Genomic DNA, 15,525 nt, shown 5'->3' with positions numbered 1-15,525 from the left:
TTGTCGACGTTGACGGAGTGGGCTTATCCCCTGGCTGAGTCGCTGCTCGCTGAGCCGCTGCCGCGACGCTGGAAACACTGCCTCGGGGTCGCTGAGAGGGCGCGCACCATCGCGCTCATCCTCGATCAGGATGCGGATCTGTTGGAGGCTGCGGCGGTCCTGCATGACATCGGCTATGCGCCGGACCTGGCCAAGACAGGCTTCCACCCCCTGGACGGCGCACGGTACCTCCGGGACGTGGCTGCCGCCGACGAGCAGGTCGTCAACCTGGTCGCCCATCACTCGTGCTCATGGCTTGAGGCGGACGCGCGCGGCTTGCGTGCTGAGCTTGATGGTGAGTTCCCCCGTGAGAGCGAGCACCTGAACGATGCGCTCTGCTACTGCGACATGAACACCACCCCGGACGGCACCCCGACCAACCCCGTGGACCGGATCAACGAAATCACCGGGCGCTACGGGCCGGACAGCCTGATCGGCAAGTTCATCCGGCGTGCCGAACCCGAGATCCTCGCGTGCACCTGCCGCGTCCTCGAACGGGTCGCCGCCGCCAAGCGTCAGCCGATGTAAGGCGCCGTGCGCGTCCGGTCCATCGCGTGCTCAATCCGGAGCCGCATCGTGGGGTGCACGTCCAGCGTCGCCAGGTCCGCCGGGGCAACCCATCGGACCTGAGTCGTTTCGTTGCTCGTACGGAGGTCGCCGCCGACCGGCCGGGCCCGGAAGCAAATGCTGAACTGCTGACGGACTTCGCCATCGTCGTACTGCATGACGTGCCCGGGGTCTGTGTAGAGGCCGGACACGTCGATCACTTCCGCCCTGATGCCGGTCTCTTCCCAGACCTCACGGACCACCGTGTCACTGATGGACTCCCCCACGTCGTGACCACCGCCGGGCAGTGCCCACCTGCCGTTGTCAGAACGCTGGATCATCAACACCTGCCCTGCGTCGTTCTGGACGAAAGCAACAACGGACGGCACGACCGAGTTGGCCGGCGGTGCGTCCGGGTCGTGCAGGTAGTCGATACGTCCCATGGTCAGGCTCCCGTGATGCTCTTGACGTCCTGGTCAGTGACCGGACGCGCGTTCTCCCATGTGTGATCGATGCTATTCGCGTACGTGTCGAAGAGACTTCCGCCGGGGAGTCGCCGCAGGTGCAGTACGGGCGCCATGTAGGCGCCGATGCCGTAGACGTGGGGGTTGACGAGCATCTCGTCATCGGCCCGGTAGATCGAGTTGTACAGCGTCGAATCGTGCAGCCGGACACCAACGTCCGGGTGACTCCGCATGAGGGGCCGGTACAGCACGAGGGCATTGCGGATCTTGCCGTCCATGATGTGGTGTCCCTCGTCAATGCCGCGTTGCCGGACAGCCGCACACTCCGGGTCCCCCAGCAGGATGCGCACCCGCGCCCCCGCTTCCACCTTCGCCCTCACGAGGTCATGGAAGAGCGGGTCTTCAGACAGGAAGAGACCCGAGTACACGAGGACGTCTAGGTTTCGCTCTGCACGTCCGTACAACTCTCGCCAGAGGCCAGTAGGCACCGTGTGGCGATGCGGGTAGACCGTCGCTATTTCGGCTTTCGTGAGGTCCGCCGCACTGCCGACGGTCCGCCCGTCCTCCCACAGCGTGGTCACGTCGACCTTGAGGGTCGCTGCCGTCGCGTACTGGTGACGCAGGTACGGCACCTTGCCCTGCGTGATCCAGCGTTCGACCGTCTTGGGGCTCACTCCGATCGCCTCAGCGAGGCTCTGCACGGTCATGCCACGGGCGAGGAGAGCGGTTCGTAAGCGCTCGTTCGACATCTGCACCCCCGGTGGGACGTCTAGGGACTTCTTGACCGTAGCCAGAAGTCCCAGAGCTGTCCATGAGCGGGGTAACCAACTCCCCTGATCTGCGGGGATTCTGAAGATACGCCAGGACGTCCCGGCGCGAGACAAAGAGATTGCGTCGCTGTACTTGACGGACCCCTATGCAGTACCTGTAAAACAGGTACTGCATCGCACGGAGGAAAGCCCCCGCTCTCGCTGGGGGGTGAGTACGAAGGAAGTGGCCGTTGGTTGACAACTGAACAAGTGGGCCCCGTCTCCCCGAGTCGAAAAGACGGACGGCGCGCCATGAAGTCGCGCCCTATGTCCCTGCGAACGCGGGAGGTCGATGTGAACCGACGCCATATCCAGGCGCCGCCGGTACGGACCGGCCGGCGGCGCCGTCGACAGTTCGGTCCGTTCTGGTTCGCGGCGCTGATGCTGCGGCCGGCTGCCTCTCCCGCCCGTCCGTTCCGCGCTCTGCGTGAGGACGTACGGGCGGGGGCGCGGGGAGCCGGAACCGACTCCAACGGCAAGCGGCTCCCGGGTGGCACCCCGGGAGCCGCGTCGGGCCGTTCCACGCTGAGAGGAACACGACCCAATGAACCACATCGTCACTGTTCAGGACGCTGTTACCGCGTTCGCTCCCTGGATGGAGCCGACGGACGCTGAGCTGGACGCGATCGAGTCGGAGATGCCCGCGATCCTGGCGGATGTCGACTTGCTCGACGCGCAGATCGTCACCCTGGACCGCACGCCGACCGAGCTGGACGAGCGCCGCATCCGCCGGGCCCGCCGCCGGGTGCTGGCCGCCCGTCGGGACCTGGTCAACCGCACGGCCGACGCGAGCCTCCCGGGCGGTGCGGCGTGAACGAGCTGCTGACGCTGGACGGTCTGGCCGCGCCCTTGCGCGTGCTGCGGCTGCTCGCTGCTGACTTCGGGCACCTGCCCGCCCCGGACGTCGACCTGTCCCGCATCTACCCCGAACGGCTGACCCTGCGCTTCCACGAGGGTCTGCACGCGTTCGAGGCGTGGCGGGAGGCCCTGGCCGTGCCACCGGAGACGGTGACCCACGGGCTGCAGGCCGCCGGCACGACACGCGTGCTGAAGGCATCGACCGACTACGCGGGCGCAGAGGTGCACCTGCACGGCTACACCGACGTATCCGCTGCGGACGGGGGTGCGGCGTGAACGCCAAGACCGTTCTGCCCGCCGTGGCGATGACGGCGGTGTCCATGGTGCTCACCCTCGCCGTGGTCGTGATGTGGCTGGGCACGGCCATGCCGTGGCCCGTCGCCCTGGTCGTCGGTCTCGGCATCGACGGCGGATGGCTCGCCACCCTCGCCTACGAACGCCGGTTGGCCGCGCAGGGCGACCACAGCCACGCCGTGACCGCCGTCGGCTGGGCCTTCGGCCTGATCGCCACGGGCGTCCTGGTCGCCCACGCGCTCACGGCTGAGGAGTCGGCCGGCGCGTGGCTGGCCGTGGCGTGGCTGCCGGTCGCGGCCAAGGCCCTGTGGCTGGTGCACGGGTTGTGGGAGCGCACCGCGCTCACCCCGGGCGCCCTCGGAGCGATCCGCGGGATTCAGCAGGAGTCCCGCGACGAGGCGGCCGTGGCGCGCGCCCGGCTGCTCGCCGAGGCCCGCACGGAGGAGACGCGACTGACGGCCGTGACGGCCGCCGGGGCACGCGTCGCACGCGTCCAAGCAAGGACTGCCGTCACCCTGGCCGGAGCGTGGTCGACGCTGGAGACGGCGCGCGACGGCGAGGACACCGGCAGGGCGCTGACCAGCGTGACGACCCGCGTCACACACGGCGTCACGCCCCCGTGGGAGCTCCCGGTGTGGGGGCCCACTCAGCCCGTTCCCGCGCTGGAGACGGGACCCGCGCTCACGGATGAGGCGCTTGACGCGCTGGTCGACGAGATCCGCCACAGCGAGACTCCTGCCCTGTCCTACCGCGAGATGTCCGCCCGCTTCCGGGCGGCCGGTCACGCCGCATCGGAGGTCCGGTTGCGGGCCGCTTGGAAGCGCGTCGTCGCCTGATGGGGACGCTACCGGTGTTCCGGTGGCACCTCGCCCCGGACGGCTACGCCACCCGCCGCCAACTCAGGGCCCGCGACCTGCGCCCCGGCGGTCAGGCTGTGGCCGCTCAGCTCGAACGGCCGCGCCGCCGCCGGGGGCCGCTGGTCGCCTACCTCTACCGCGTCGACCTCGCCAAGCCGGTCCGGCCGATGACCCCGGACCGGTGGGCGGCACTGGCCAAGGCGAACGCCGCTCGCCGCATCTGCCCGGCCTGCCGGTGTGACGCCGGATACGTCATCCCCATTTCGCTCGGCACCTGCGTGCCCTGCGCCTACCCCGACCCGCACGGGTCCGAAGGGAGTACCTGATGGGCAACTCCGACATTCGCCGTCTGGACCGCGAGATCCGGGCGACCACAAAGAAGCTGGAAGCCGTGCGGCGGGGCGAGTGGTGGCCGCTGACCAGCCGTGAACGGCTCGCAATGACTCGCGCGATGGCCAGCGGCGCCCGCAGCGTCCACCGGGGCCGCAGCACGACCGGCGCTGAGGACCGGATGGACTCCATCGGATCGGCCGCTGAGATGCGGCTGAACGCGGAGTTGACCGCCCTGCACGGCGAGCGTCAGCGGCTCATCACCGAGGCCGCCCGCGACAAGGCCAAGAGGAAGTCGTCGGGCTGGTTCTGACCAGCCATCACGCCGGGGTGGCCGCCTCTTTCCACGGACACGGCCACCCCGGCTCTCTCCCTTACTCCCGCCCCGATGGGGCAGTCAGGAGCAGTTCCAGCATGTCTGAGAACGTCGTCCACCTCCACAAGCCCACCGACCCCCCGGCCGACGACACCGCCCCCACGGTTCTGACCGTCGTCCCGGACGCGCCGCCCGCCCGGCCCGTGCCGCTGTGGGTGCGCTCAGGGCGAGCGGTGAAGACGGCCGTCACGCACGAGACGACCAGGGCGACCGTGCGCGCGGTGGCCCGGCACGGGTCCTACACGTTCAACGGGGGCCGGATCGTGGCCCGCCGCGCCTGGGACGGCCGTACCGGCTCCCGCTATGAGCGGATGATCCGGGCGGCTGAAGCCGCGGGGAACCTGGAAGCGGCCGAAGAGTGGGAGGAGCGGTTGCAGCGCTTCCGCGCCGCCCGCCATCACCGCCGCATGGACCTCCTGCACTCGCCCGTCGAGGCCGCCAAGGGCGTAGCCGTCGGCGCCGGAATGAGCGTCGGCGTCTTGGTCGCCCTCGGCATCGTCATGGCCCTCAACACCGGCCACGTCGCCGACGTCATCACCCCGCTGACCGCGACCATCGACTTCATCGCCCTCCTGATCCGGATCGTGCAGGTCGTCTGGGGCCCGGCGCTCACGATCGGCCCGTTCCTCGCCCTGCTCGCCCTGTGGTCGGTCGGCCGCAAGCAGCACGCCGCCCCCGCGTGGGCGCTGCCCGCCAACGTGCGGTCGGGTGAGGGTGAGCCGATCACGCCGTCCATCGTGGTCAAGGCCCTGCGCGACCTCGGGGTGCCCGCCCTAGCGCGCGCCATCAAGGAGATGGGCGACGCCGGCGCGAGCATGCTCGGACCGATCACCATCGCGGGATGCGGTGTCGAGGTCGACGTGACCCTTCCTTCCGGGGTGTCGACCAACGAGGTGCAGAACAAGCGCAGGAAGCTCGCCGAGAACCTGACCCGGCACGAGCACGAGGTGTTCATCACGATCCCGCAGGCCGCACGGACGGTGCGGCTGTGGATCGCAGACTCCGGCGCGCTGGACGAGCCGATCGGCCCGTCCCCGCTGGTCACCGACGAGACCATGACCGCCGACTACACCAAGGGCCGCGCCCCGTGGGGTCAGGACCTGCGCGGCGACGCCGCGAGCCTGAGCCTGTACCAGCGCCACCTGCTCATCACGGGCCTGTCGAACCAGGGCAAGACGGTGGCCCTGCGCTCCCTGGCCCTGTGGCTGTCGCTGGACAAGTCGGTGCAGTTCCTCATGGGCGACCTCAAGGGCGTGGGCGACTGGGCCATGTTCGACGGGCTCGCCACCACCCTGATCCAGGGGCCCACCGATGAGCACGTGATCCAGGTGACCGAGATGGTCGAGGGCGCCGTCGACGAGATGAACCGCCGCATTCAGGCGCCGCCCGGAACTCAGTTCCCGCCGCTGATCGTGCTGGTCGACGAGGCGCAGGTGGCGTTCATGTGCCCGGCCAAGGACGCTGAGAAGCGCCCCTATGGCGGGTCCAAGGCCAACTCCCGGTACTTCATGGCCGTCCGCAAGATCCACAACCAGGGGCGGGCCGTGAACGTGCTGATGTGGCAGGGCACCCAGGACCCGACCAACGAGAACCTTCCCAAGCTCGTACGGGAGGGCGCCCACACCCGCGCCTCCCTCGCTTTGGGCACCGAGTCGCAGGCCCGCATGGCCCTGGGAGACAAGGCCGTCGACGGGGGCGCCGCGCCGAACCTGCTGCGTCCGGGCCTGGACCGGGGAACCCTGGTCGTCGCCTCCGACGGCATCACCATCCCCGCCGGACAGTCGTCCATCACGGTGCGCACGCACTACATCGACGACGACGCCGCCGAAGCCATCACCGACCGGGCCAAGGCCCTGCGCGACGGCGTCACCACCCTGCACGCCATCGACCACGGCGAGGACCACGACCCGCTCATCGACATCTTCGACGTCATCGGCACCGCGTCGCGGGTGCGGACCAAGGACGTGCTGGCGCGACTCGCCACGCTGAACGCGGACGCCTACGGCGGCTGGTCGTTCATCGACCTCAAGCGCGTCCTGGACGACGCCGACGCCGAGCCGTACAAGTCCGACGGCGTGATGGTCGTCGCCCGCGACCGCGTTGCCCGCGCCCTCGCCAACCGCGACAACGAGGATTCCGCTTCCGCCGACGGATGACAGGGAGCCGACCCTCGACGGGTCAGGGAGGCAGGGAGAACTCCCTGACCGCCTCCCTGGCCCGCCTCCCTGGCCCTGACCTGCATAAATGATCAGTCAGGGAGTCAGGGAGGCTCGCAGGTCAGACCCCCGAAACACCCCTCCACACGGCACCCCGAAGGGGGTGTCTCTGCCTCCCTGACCAACGTTCGGAAGGGATTCCGCATGTACCCCGAACACGCCCGCCAGACCCCCGCGCAGGGGGCCGTGGAAGTCCACCACCCCACCCCCATCACCCCCGCCGCCGTCACGCCGGCGCCGCTCGCCCCCGTCCAGCCGCACACCGTCCCGGCGGTCGCGAGCGTCGTCCTGCCGGACGGCCGAGTCGTCACTGGCTACGCCATCCCCACCGCGCAGCCCGAACCGGTCGCCGCCAAGCCGGCCGTCTCCCGGACGGCGGTGAACGTCGCCCTCGGGGGCATCGGATTCCTCGCCGTGTGCGGCGGACTGCTGATGCTGACCACGTTCATCACCGCGCTCGCTGCGCTGATCACCCAGCTCATCACCCTGGCCGCCGTCATCTTCGGCGGATGGATCGCCGTCCAGGTCTTCAGCGCCAACCGGCACGGCGCCGGAACGACGGTCAACATCCGAAAGGCCGTCATCAAGCGCAACCGCTTCTACCAGTAGCTACGCCAAGGGCGGCCCCCACATTCCGCCAAGAACCCGGGGCCGCCCTTGTCATCCAGCCAACAACTGACCTGTTGGAGGTCATCCAGCATGACGCAACCCACCACCATCGGGCGAGTCTTACCGCCGGCCGTTCGCACCCTGCTCCCGGGAGCTCCCGCGGCGGGCGGGATGCGGTTCTACCTGACCACGCACAAACGGCACTGGCTGCGTCTCACCGATGTGCCGCTGTTCTTGAAGTCCGAGCACTGGGACCGCGCCATCAAGTGGGACGTAGCCCGCGGTCCCTACGCCATCGACTCCGGCGGCTTTATGGAGCTCAAGGACAAGGGCACATGGACCCGCCCGCCCCGCAAGTACGTCGATGACCTGCGCCGCATCTGGGAACACGTCGGCCCCTACGACTGGGCCGCCCCGCAGGACTGGATGTGCGAGAAAGCCATCATCGAAGGCGGCTGGTTCGGCGGGCAGTACTTCGTCGGCACCCACCTCAGCGTTGCCGAGCACCAGCGGCGCACGGTGGCCAACTTCCTCGAACTGCGCTCCCTCGCCCCGGACCTGCGCATTGCCCCCGTTCTCCAGGGCGACACCATCCCTGCCTACGAGCGGTGCGTGGAGCTGTACGAGCGGGCCGGTGTCGACCTGCGGGCCGAACCGGTCGTCGGGCTCGGGTCGGTGTGCCGGTTGCAGTCCACCCGCCAGGGCGCCGCGATCGTCACCGCGATGGCTGCGCATGGCTTCAAGCTCCACGGCTTCGGCTTCAAAATCCTCGGTCTTGAACGAGTCGGTCACCTGCTGGCCTCCGCGGACTCCGCCGCCTGGAGCTCCCACGCCCGCCGGCGGCCCCCGCTGCCCGGCCACACGCACAAGAACTGCGCGAATTGCATCGACTACGCCCTGATGTGGCGCGAGCGCGTCATCAGCGCCATCCCCACCCATGGCCAGATGCTCCTGACCGACCGGAGTGCCGCATGAATCTCCTGCACACCGCCCTCAGCCTCGCCGCGAACGGCATCCCGCCCCTGCCCCTGCGGGCGGGCAAGGTGCCGTTCGGCAACTGCCCCGCCTGCACCGGCAACGCGTGCGGCGGACGGCCGAACATGAAGACCCCCGGCCCCTGCCAGTGCCCCGGGGTCTGCCACGCGTGGGCCGCCGCCACCACCGACCCGCACGTTCTCACCTCCCCGACATGGGGGACCGCGTGGCGCCGGGCCGCCGCCATCGCCTACCACCCCGGCGGCGCCGGCCTGACCGTCGTGGACCTGGACGACGCGGCGGCCGTCGCCTGGGCCCGTGAGAGCCTGCCTGCCACTCGGACCGTGCCGACAACGCGGGGGGAGCACTGGATCTACCAGGGCGCCATGCGGTCCGTGAACGCCGTCCGCACCGGCGTCGACATCAAGTCCCTTATGGCGTACGCCCGTTGGCTCGGCCCCGGCACCGGCACCACAGCCGCTCTCCCGGACGCTGTGCGCGCGCTGGCAGTAAAGGACCCGACCACAGCCCGTAGGACGCCACAGAGCCTCTCAGTGCCTCTGAGGGGCCACGGGGGCGAGTGCAGGCACCGCACGCCCGCCTATCTGGAGCGCGGGATCGCCATGGCAGAGCAGCGCATCAGCGAGGCCCGCAGCGCCGTCCACGCGACCGTGTATCGCACGTTCCTCGCCGTGCTGTCCACGCACGGCCGGTGCGGCTGCCTCACCGACACCCACGTCAACCGGCTGTTCACCGCCGCGCAGGCCAAGGGCGAGACCCCCCGACACTGCACGGAAGCGTGGGCCAACGCCCTGACCACGTTGGGACTGTGACGTGTCCGACGACGAGAAGAACCCCGCCCGGCAGGTCATCACCGACTACGCGCAGTCCCACTTCCGGTACTTCCGCACCGTGGACGGGACCGTGTACGCGCAGCGCACCGGCCACCCCGTGGCCCGCCCGATCCGCTCCCAGGGCACGACCGGGAGCCACCGGCAGGAACTCATGGTCGGCCTCTTCCGCGACGGGGTCGGCGTCTTCAACGGAACCGCCCTCAAGGAGGCGTTGGATTTGATCGAGGCTCTCGCCCTCACCGAGCGGGTACAGCCCACCCACATCCGCGTGGCCCCCGGATTCGACGGGGCCACCTGGCTCGACCTGGGCCGCGACGACGGCCGGTCCGTCCGTATCCACCCCACCGGCTGGGACGTCCGCGTCCCCGACCCTGAGGAGGTGTGCTGGCGGCGCACCCAGCTCACGGGGGAGCTCCCCCTGCCCGCCAAGGACACCAACGGCAAGGGCATCGATCTGCTGATGCGGCTGTGCAACTTCGCCGACGCCAAGACCGAGGCCCTGGCCATCGCGTGGCTCATCGGCTGCCTGGAGCCGTCCGTGCCCGTCCCGGCCCCGTTCCTGACCGGCCCGCAGGGCGCCGGCAAGTCGACCGGCGGGCGGATGCTCGTGCGGATCATCGAGGGCATGACCGGCGACCTGCGCAGGGCGCCCAAGGACGAAGAGAACATGATCACGGCGGTTGCGGCCGGATGGATCACCGCCCTGGACAACCTCTCCCACCTGCCCCCGGACCTGTCCGACCTCATGTGCTGCATCATCACCGGGGCCGAGAGCATCAAGCGCGCGCTGTTCACCGACGGCGACGTCGTCCGCTCCCGCTACCGCCGCCCGATGCTGCTGACCGGCATCGACGTCGGCGTGATCCGCCCCGACCTTGCCGAACGGCTCCTCACCCTGCGTCTGGAACGCCCCCGGGTACGGCGCACCGAAGCGGAGCTGTGGGCCGAGTACGCCGAGATCCTGCCCATCGTCCTCGGCTCCCTGCTCGACCTGACCGTCAAGGTCCGCGCAGTGCAGGCCGAGACTCCGACCGATCTGCGGATGGCCGACTTCGCCCACCTGTGCGCCCAGCTCGACACCGCCACCGGCTTCGGGACGCTGGAGGCATACCGGGCCAGCCTGGATGACCTCAACGACGACGTGATCGAGGGTGATCTCCTGGCGCAGACGGTCCTCAAGCACGCCGCCGAACTCACCCCGGGCGTGGAAGAGCGGATGACGTCGGCGGAGTGGCTGCACGCCCTGACCGCCCTCTACAGCGGCGAGGAATGCCGCCCGCTCCCCAAGGGCTGGCCCACCACGGGGAAGGTGTTGTCCGACCGGCTGCGGCGCATCCAGCCCACCTTGGCCGCGCGGGGCGTCCTGGTTGACTGGGGGCGCACCAGCGCCGCCCGCTACATCGAGCTCAGCCGCCAGGCCCCGCCTCCGCCGCCCGAGCAGCAGACCGCGTTCTGACCGCCCCCGGACAGGCGGACAAGCAAGAGGAGCACGCCTCGCCCGCGGGTGCTCCTCTTGCTGTTCGGCGGCGCCAGCCGCCCTGCACGGTCGCGCCGCGAAGCGGCTCGTTCTTCAAGCCCTGAGCGGACGCAAAGACCCACAGACACCACCCCTTTCTCTTTCCCAAGTAGGGAAGATCTGCGTCACTGCGTCACCACGGGCCCGACACACAGCCGCTGACCTGCGGCGACAGCGCTGACGCAGACAGGGAATCCTGCGTCATCCCGCGTCATCGGCGTCACCCCGTGACGAGCGCCCACGTCATCGGTGACGCAGGACCCGCCTCGCTGCGTCACCGGAACCCGCAGGTCAGACGCCTCATTGACGCAGGTGACGCGATGACGCAGAAATCCCGGCTTCGGACACAGCCACGCCCAGCCGCACAGGTATGGAGACCTCAGCATGACCACGCCCACCCGGCGCCGCCGCACTCCGAAAGACGAGTTGATCCCCCTGCCGGAAGTTCTGGAAGAACTCGGCATCAGCCGCCCGACTTGGTACCGCTGGCGTGACCGTGGCCTCACCCCCGAGGCCCGCCGCACGCCGTCCGGCCGCATCTGCGTACGCCGCAGCGTCCTGGACGCCTTCAAGGACGAGCTGGAGGCCGCGTGACCGAGTGGAGCTACACCGTCAAGTTCTGGGCCATCCGAAAGCGCAGCTACCGGAAGCCGTACCAACTGCGGTGGATGGTGGGCACCCGCGAACACGCGGAGTCGTTCCTCACCCAGGGTTTGGCCGACAGCCGCCGGTCGGAACTCATGACGGCGGCCCGGAAGGGCGAGCCGTTCGACGTGGAGAGCGGCCTCCCGAAGTCTATGGTCGACCAGAACCGAGACATTCCCTGGTACGAGCACGCGCGCAACTACATCGCGATGAAGTGGGACGACTCCCCCGGCAACACCCGGCGGACGTTGGCCGAAGCCATGGCGACCGTGACCCCGGCGTTCGTGAAGGACACCAAGGGCATGCCCGACGCCCGGACCGTACGGAGCGCTCTGTATGGGTGGGCGTTCAACAAGAACCGGTGGGAGGAAGAGCCGCCGGCCGAGGTGGCGCAGGTACTCGCCTGGTTCCAGCGGAAGTCGCTGCCCACGTCGGCCCTTACGGACCGGCTGTTGGTGAAAGCCGCACTCAGGGCCTTGTCCAAGAGGCTGGACGGGAAGACGGCGGCCCCGGGGACGATCAGCCGCAAGCGTGCGATCTTCTACAACTCCCTTGAGTTCGCGGTCGATGCCGAGTTGCTGACGGACAACCCGTTGGACCGCGTCAAGTGGAAGGCGCCCGAGCAGGTCACGGAGGAAGTGGACCCGGCGTGCGTCCCGAATCCGGCGCAGGCCGCCAAGCTGCTGACTGCTGTGCGTGATCAGAGCAAGCGGGGACGCCGGCTTACCGCGTTCTTCGGCTGCATGTACTACGCCGCCGCGCGGCCGGCGGAAGTGATCGGCCTACGGGTCACGGACTGCGACCTGCCCCGGCGGGGGTGGGGCACGCTCCGGCTCCATGAAACCCGCCCCCGATCCGGCACCGCGTGGACGGACAGCGGCGAGGCGCACGAGAAACGGGGTCTGAAGCACCGCCCGCGGAAGGCAGTGCGGCCCGTGCCGATTCCGCCGGAACTGGTCGCGCTGCTGCGGTGGCACCTCACCGCGTACGGCGCGGCGCCGGACGGCCGCGTCTTCCAGACGCTGCGGGGTGGACTTGTACAGGACACCGGATACGGGGAGGTGTGGGCTGAAGCGCGGTCGCGCGCTCTGACGCCGACCGAGTTCCATTCCGCACTGGCCAAGCGTCCTTATGACCTTCGTCACGCCGCAGTGTCCACCTGGCTCAGCTCTGGCGTTGAACCGCAACTCGTGGCTGAGCGGGCCGGCCACAGTGTGGCGGTCCTGTTTCGCGTGTACGCCAAGTTCCTGAAGGACGGCGACGACGCGGCCAACGCCAAGATCTCCGCACGACTGGGGCGGAGCGTCTGACGCGGCGGAAATCCCGTCCGCGCTCCGTCCGCAGAGTCCGAGACGGGACGTTCGAACGCGAGACAGGGTGAGACACCGCGCCCTTTGGGGCGGTGTATGACGAGAGGCCCGTGACCTGCTGAGACAGCAGGTCACGGGCCTCTCGTTCCCGTGTGGCGGCGCCAGGATTCGAACCTGGGAAGGCTGAGCCGGCAGATTTACAGTCTGCTCCCTTTGGCCGCTCGGGCACACCGCCGGGGTAGCTGCCCGTCGAGCCGCTCTTCCGCGGCGCTCCGTGGCAACGACGTAAACAATACCTGATGTGGAGGGGTGCTCCGCCACCCGATTGATCGGCGCTCGACGGGCCGGGGGTGGCTAGGCTTGTCCGGATGCGGCCCGGGACTGAACGGGCCCTGCGACCGCCCGCATACGCCGGTACGCACGACACGCACCCCGATACAAGGAGCCACAGGACATGGCCGACTCCAGTTTCGACATCGTCTCGAAGGTCGAGCGGCAGGAGGTCGACAACGCACTCAACCAGGCCGCCAAGGAGATCTCGCAGCGCTACGACTTCAAGGGCGTGGGTGCCTCGATCTCGTGGTCCGGTGAGCAGATCCTCATGGAGGCGAACTCCGAGGACCGGGTGAAGGCCATCCTCGACGTCTTCCAGTCCAAGCTGATCAAGCGGGGCATCTCGCTGAAGGCTCTGGACGCGGGCGAGCCTCAGCTCTCCGGCAAGGAGTACAAGATCTTCTCGTCGATCAAGGAGGGGATCTCCCAGGAAGACGCCAAGAAGGTGGCGAAGACCATCCGCGACGAGGGCCCCAAGGGCGTGAAGGCGCAGGTGCAGGGTGAGGAGCTGCGGGTCAGCTCCAAGAACCGTGACGATCTGCAGGCCGTCATCGCCCTGCTGAAGGGCAAGGACTTCGACTTCGCCCTGCAGTTCGTGAACTACCGGTAGGTCCGGCCCTCCGGGCTACTGCCCGCACGGCTGTGAGAGGGGCGGGCACCGTTGGTGCCCGCCCCTCTCGTCTGCAGGCTGCCATCGGTGAGCGCGGTCAGTCGCGCGAGTTGCCGAACAGAAGGCGGTAGGCGATCAGCAGGACGAGCGATCCGCCGACCGCCGCTGCCCAGGTCGCACCGTCGTAGAAGTCCGTGGTGATCGGGTGGTCCATCCAGCGGGCCGATATCCAGCCGCCGATGAACGCGCCGGCGACACCGATCAGGGTCGTGCCGATGAGGCCGCCCGGGTCGCGCCCCGGCAGCAGGAACTTCGCGATGGCTCCGGCCAACAGTCCCAGGAGGATCCAGCTGATGATGGTCATGCCGTGAACCTGCCCTTTCACAGTGTGCCCGCACTGTCCCGGCCATGTGATCTTGCTTGCGGCAGGCCGGGCCCGCGCGTCGTACCTCGGAGATCCCGTGCGCGGCGTCCTTGTCGCGCACGTTCACGCCGTGTTGGTGGGGAGGACGTCCTGGCCGCACCCGCCGGTTGCACTGATCAGTAGGGTGCGACGCATGACTGCCTCCGGTCCCGGACTGCGCCGCACCCTCGGCGTGGGCGACGCCGTCGTCATCGGACTCGGCTCGATGGTGGGAGCCGGGATCTTCGCCGCTCTCGCGCCGGCCGCGCACGCGGCCGGCACCGGGCTGCTCCTCGGGCTCGCCGTCGCCGCCGTGGTCGCGTACTGCAACGCCCTGTCGTCGGCTCGCCTCGCCGCCCTGTATCCGGCCTCGGGCGGCACCTATGTGTACGGGCGGGAGCGGCTCGGGGAGTTCTGGGGGTATCTCGCGGGCTGGTCGTTCGTGGTCGGGAAGACGGCCTCCTGTGCGGCGATGGCGCTCACCGTGGGCGCGTACGTCTGGCCGGGGCAGGCGCACACGGTGGCGGTCGCTGCCGTGGTGGCGCTGACCGCGGTGAACTACGGCGGTGTCCAGAAGTCCGCGTGGCTGACGCGGGTGATCGTGGCGCTGGTCCTGGCTGTCCTCGCTTGCGTGGTGGTCGTGTGTCTGGTGTCCGATGAGGCCGCTGCCGGGCGACTGGACGTCGGTGCCTCGGGCGGGGCGGACGGGATGCTGCAGGCGGCCGGACTGCTGTTCTTCGCCTTCGCCGGGTACGCCCGGATCGCCACCCTCGGTGAGGAGGTGCGGGACCCGGCGCGCACCATTCCACGCGCGATCCCGCTGGCGCTGGGCATCACGCTGGTGGTGTACGCGTCTGTGGCGGTGGCTGTCCTTTCGGTACTCGGGTCGGGCGGCCTCGGGGACGCGACGGCGCCGCTGGCCGACGCGGTGCGGGCGGCCGGGATGCCCTGGCTCGCGCCGGTGGTGCGGATCGGTGCGGCCGTGGCCGCGATGGGCTCGCTGCTCGCGCTGATCCTGGGGGTGTCGCGGACGACGCTGGCCATGGCCCGGGACCGGCATCTGCCGGGGACGCTGGCCGCCGTGCATCCGCGGTTCCAGGTGCCGCACCGGGCGGAGCTGGCCGTGGGGGCGGTGATCGCGGTGCTGGCCGCCACGGTGGACGTCCGGGGCGCGATCGGTTTCTCCTCCTTCGGTGTGCTGGCGTACTACGCCGTGGCCAACGCATCGGCATGGACTCTGTCTTCGGCGCCCGCGGCGCGTGTGGTGCCGGTGGTGGGGCTGGTCGGGTGTGTGGTGCTGGCGTTCTCGCTGCCCGGGGTGTCGGTGGTCGTGGGCGCGGGGGTGCTGGTGGTGGGGGCGGTCGCATATGGGGTGCGGGAGCGGGTGCAGGCCGGGGCGGGGAGGGAGTAGGGCCGGCCTCCGCTGCAGCCCGGCCTTCAGGAGCCTCTCGGCTCGGGCCTTCAGGCGCCCTTCGGTTCGG

18 protein-coding genes and 1 tRNA gene are annotated in these 15,525 nt (G+C 69.7%); 15 read left to right on the top strand and 4 right to left on the bottom strand.

The genetic code is table 11. The features are described from left to right. Positions 1-567 carry an HD domain-containing protein gene (locus tag CEB94_RS24105; RefSeq protein WP_175434198.1) on the top strand — a complete coding sequence of 189 codons (567 nt, stop codon included), beginning with the start codon at positions 1-3 and terminating at the stop codon, positions 565-567. Here CEB94_RS24105 and CEB94_RS24100 read toward each other — a convergent pair. Both CEB94_RS24100 and CEB94_RS24095 read right to left on the bottom strand, forming a co-directional pair. Next, on the bottom strand, positions 555-1,028 hold the full coding sequence (locus tag CEB94_RS24100; RefSeq protein ID WP_175434197.1) for an NUDIX domain-containing protein: 474 nt from the start codon (positions 1,026-1,028) through the stop codon (positions 555-557). The two genes, CEB94_RS24105 and CEB94_RS24100, sit on opposite strands and share 13 nt — an antisense overlap. Positions 1,029-1,030: 2 nt before the next feature. Further along, the gene (locus CEB94_RS24095) at positions 1,031-1,798 is read right to left on the bottom strand and encodes a helix-turn-helix domain-containing protein (protein WP_175434196.1); all 768 of its coding nucleotides are present in this window, start codon (positions 1,796-1,798) and stop codon (positions 1,031-1,033) included. Between the two features lie 604 nt (positions 1,799-2,402). Here CEB94_RS24095 and CEB94_RS24090 point away from each other — a divergent pair. The 12 genes from CEB94_RS24090 to CEB94_RS24035 all read left to right on the top strand — a co-directional run bounded on the left by CEB94_RS24090 (position 2,403) and on the right by CEB94_RS24035 (position 12,698). Next, a complete protein-coding gene (locus tag CEB94_RS24090) occupies positions 2,403-2,672 on the top strand; it encodes a DUF6284 family protein (RefSeq protein ID WP_175434195.1) in 270 nt (89 codons plus the stop codon). Further along, positions 2,669-2,992 (top strand): hypothetical protein, encoded by a 324-nt coding sequence (locus CEB94_RS24085; RefSeq protein WP_175434194.1) that lies wholly within the window; start codon positions 2,669-2,671, stop codon positions 2,990-2,992. The genes CEB94_RS24090 and CEB94_RS24085 overlap by 4 nt, the downstream gene beginning before the upstream one ends. Further along, positions 2,989-3,846: a protein spdB gene (locus CEB94_RS24080; protein WP_281292516.1), complete on the top strand. Its 858-nt coding sequence runs from the start codon at positions 2,989-2,991 to the stop codon at positions 3,844-3,846. Before CEB94_RS24085 ends, CEB94_RS24080 begins: the two co-directional genes overlap by 4 nt. Continuing rightward, positions 3,846-4,193: an RRQRL motif-containing zinc-binding protein gene (locus CEB94_RS24075; protein WP_175434193.1), complete on the top strand. Its 348-nt coding sequence runs from the start codon at positions 3,846-3,848 to the stop codon at positions 4,191-4,193. Before CEB94_RS24080 ends, CEB94_RS24075 begins: the two co-directional genes overlap by 1 nt. Next, complete coding sequence (locus CEB94_RS24070) at positions 4,193-4,510, top strand: hypothetical protein (protein WP_175434192.1); 318 nt, start codon at positions 4,193-4,195, stop codon at positions 4,508-4,510. Before CEB94_RS24075 ends, CEB94_RS24070 begins: the two co-directional genes overlap by 1 nt. Before the next feature lie 101 nt (positions 4,511-4,611). Further along, complete coding sequence (locus CEB94_RS24065) at positions 4,612-6,729, top strand: FtsK/SpoIIIE domain-containing protein (protein ID WP_175434191.1); 2,118 nt, start codon at positions 4,612-4,614, stop codon at positions 6,727-6,729. A 204-nt stretch (positions 6,730-6,933) separates the two neighbouring features. Beyond that, a complete protein-coding gene (locus CEB94_RS24060; protein ID WP_175434190.1) occupies positions 6,934-7,398 on the top strand; it encodes a hypothetical protein in 465 nt (154 codons plus the stop codon). 90 nt (positions 7,399-7,488) lie between these two features. After that, positions 7,489-8,373 carry a deazapurine DNA modification protein DpdA family protein gene (locus CEB94_RS24055; protein ID WP_246111900.1) on the top strand — a complete coding sequence of 295 codons (885 nt, stop codon included), beginning with the start codon at positions 7,489-7,491 and terminating at the stop codon, positions 8,371-8,373. Beyond that, complete coding sequence (locus CEB94_RS24050) at positions 8,370-9,206, top strand: bifunctional DNA primase/polymerase (protein ID WP_175434189.1); 837 nt, start codon at positions 8,370-8,372, stop codon at positions 9,204-9,206. Before CEB94_RS24055 ends, CEB94_RS24050 begins: the two co-directional genes overlap by 4 nt. A gap of 1 nt (position 9,207) precedes the next feature. Beyond that, the gene (locus tag CEB94_RS24045) at positions 9,208-10,683 is read left to right on the top strand and encodes an ATP-binding protein (RefSeq protein WP_175434188.1); all 1,476 of its coding nucleotides are present in this window, start codon (positions 9,208-9,210) and stop codon (positions 10,681-10,683) included. 444 nt (positions 10,684-11,127) lie between these two features. After that, entirely contained in the window at positions 11,128-11,337 is a 210-nt protein-coding gene (locus tag CEB94_RS24040) for a helix-turn-helix transcriptional regulator (RefSeq protein WP_030671993.1), read from the top strand. A 74-nt stretch (positions 11,338-11,411) separates the two neighbouring features. After that, complete coding sequence (locus CEB94_RS24035; protein ID WP_175434187.1) at positions 11,412-12,698, top strand: tyrosine-type recombinase/integrase; 1,287 nt, start codon at positions 11,412-11,414, stop codon at positions 12,696-12,698. 153 nt (positions 12,699-12,851) lie between these two features. Here the strand turns inward: CEB94_RS24035 and CEB94_RS24030 are convergent. Then, positions 12,852-12,933 (bottom strand) — tRNA-Tyr (locus tag CEB94_RS24030). Between the two features lie 219 nt (positions 12,934-13,152). Between CEB94_RS24030 and CEB94_RS24025 the strand changes: the two genes are divergently transcribed. Continuing rightward, complete coding sequence (locus CEB94_RS24025; RefSeq protein WP_175434186.1) at positions 13,153-13,641, top strand: YajQ family cyclic di-GMP-binding protein; 489 nt, start codon at positions 13,153-13,155, stop codon at positions 13,639-13,641. A gap of 97 nt (positions 13,642-13,738) precedes the next feature. Here the strand turns inward: CEB94_RS24025 and CEB94_RS24020 are convergent, their stop codons facing one another. Next, positions 13,739-14,005: a GlsB/YeaQ/YmgE family stress response membrane protein gene (locus CEB94_RS24020; RefSeq protein ID WP_175434185.1), complete on the bottom strand. Its 267-nt coding sequence runs from the start codon at positions 14,003-14,005 to the stop codon at positions 13,739-13,741. Positions 14,006-14,198: 193 nt separating this feature from the next. On the opposite strand from CEB94_RS24020, the gene CEB94_RS24015 reads away from it, so the two are divergent. Then, positions 14,199-15,455, top strand: a complete 1,257-nt coding sequence (locus tag CEB94_RS24015; RefSeq protein WP_175434184.1) for an APC family permease — start codon at positions 14,199-14,201, stop codon at positions 15,453-15,455. Positions 15,456-15,525 lie beyond the last annotated feature (70 nt).

This window comes from Streptomyces hawaiiensis (assembly GCF_004803895.1).
Classification (GTDB): domain Bacteria; phylum Actinomycetota; class Actinomycetes; order Streptomycetales; family Streptomycetaceae; genus Streptomyces; species Streptomyces hawaiiensis.
This window is presented reverse-complemented; position numbering and strand designations above follow the sequence as displayed.

Excerpts from the sequence above, each read along its gene's own strand:
- CEB94_RS24075 (WP_175434193.1), top strand. The coding sequence starts at position 3,846 with ATGGGGACGCTACCGGTGTTCCGGTGGCACCTCGCCCCGGACGGCTAC.
- CEB94_RS24020 (WP_175434185.1), bottom strand. The coding sequence starts at position 14,005 with ATGACCATCATCAGCTGGATCCTCCTGGGACTGTTGGCCGGAGCCATC.
- CEB94_RS24095 (WP_175434196.1), bottom strand. The coding sequence starts at position 1,798 with ATGTCGAACGAGCGCTTACGAACCGCTCTCCTCGCCCGTGGCATGACC.
- CEB94_RS24060 (WP_175434190.1), top strand. The coding sequence starts at position 6,934 with ATGTACCCCGAACACGCCCGCCAGACCCCCGCGCAGGGGGCCGTGGAA.
- CEB94_RS24040 (WP_030671993.1), top strand. The coding sequence starts at position 11,128 with ATGACCACGCCCACCCGGCGCCGCCGCACTCCGAAAGACGAGTTGATC.
- CEB94_RS24070 (WP_175434192.1), top strand. The coding sequence starts at position 4,193 with ATGGGCAACTCCGACATTCGCCGTCTGGACCGCGAGATCCGGGCGACC.
- CEB94_RS24015 (WP_175434184.1), top strand. The coding sequence starts at position 14,199 with ATGACTGCCTCCGGTCCCGGACTGCGCCGCACCCTCGGCGTGGGCGAC.
- CEB94_RS24035 (WP_175434187.1), top strand. The coding sequence starts at position 11,412 with ATGGTGGGCACCCGCGAACACGCGGAGTCGTTCCTCACCCAGGGTTTG.
- CEB94_RS24090 (WP_175434195.1), top strand. The coding sequence starts at position 2,403 with ATGAACCACATCGTCACTGTTCAGGACGCTGTTACCGCGTTCGCTCCC.
- CEB94_RS24065 (WP_175434191.1), top strand. The coding sequence starts at position 4,612 with ATGTCTGAGAACGTCGTCCACCTCCACAAGCCCACCGACCCCCCGGCC.
- CEB94_RS24025 (WP_175434186.1), top strand. The coding sequence starts at position 13,153 with ATGGCCGACTCCAGTTTCGACATCGTCTCGAAGGTCGAGCGGCAGGAG.
- CEB94_RS24100 (WP_175434197.1), bottom strand. The coding sequence starts at position 1,028 with ATGGGACGTATCGACTACCTGCACGACCCGGACGCACCGCCGGCCAAC.
- CEB94_RS24050 (WP_175434189.1), top strand. The coding sequence starts at position 8,370 with ATGAATCTCCTGCACACCGCCCTCAGCCTCGCCGCGAACGGCATCCCG.
- CEB94_RS24055 (WP_246111900.1), top strand. The coding sequence starts at position 7,489 with ATGACGCAACCCACCACCATCGGGCGAGTCTTACCGCCGGCCGTTCGC.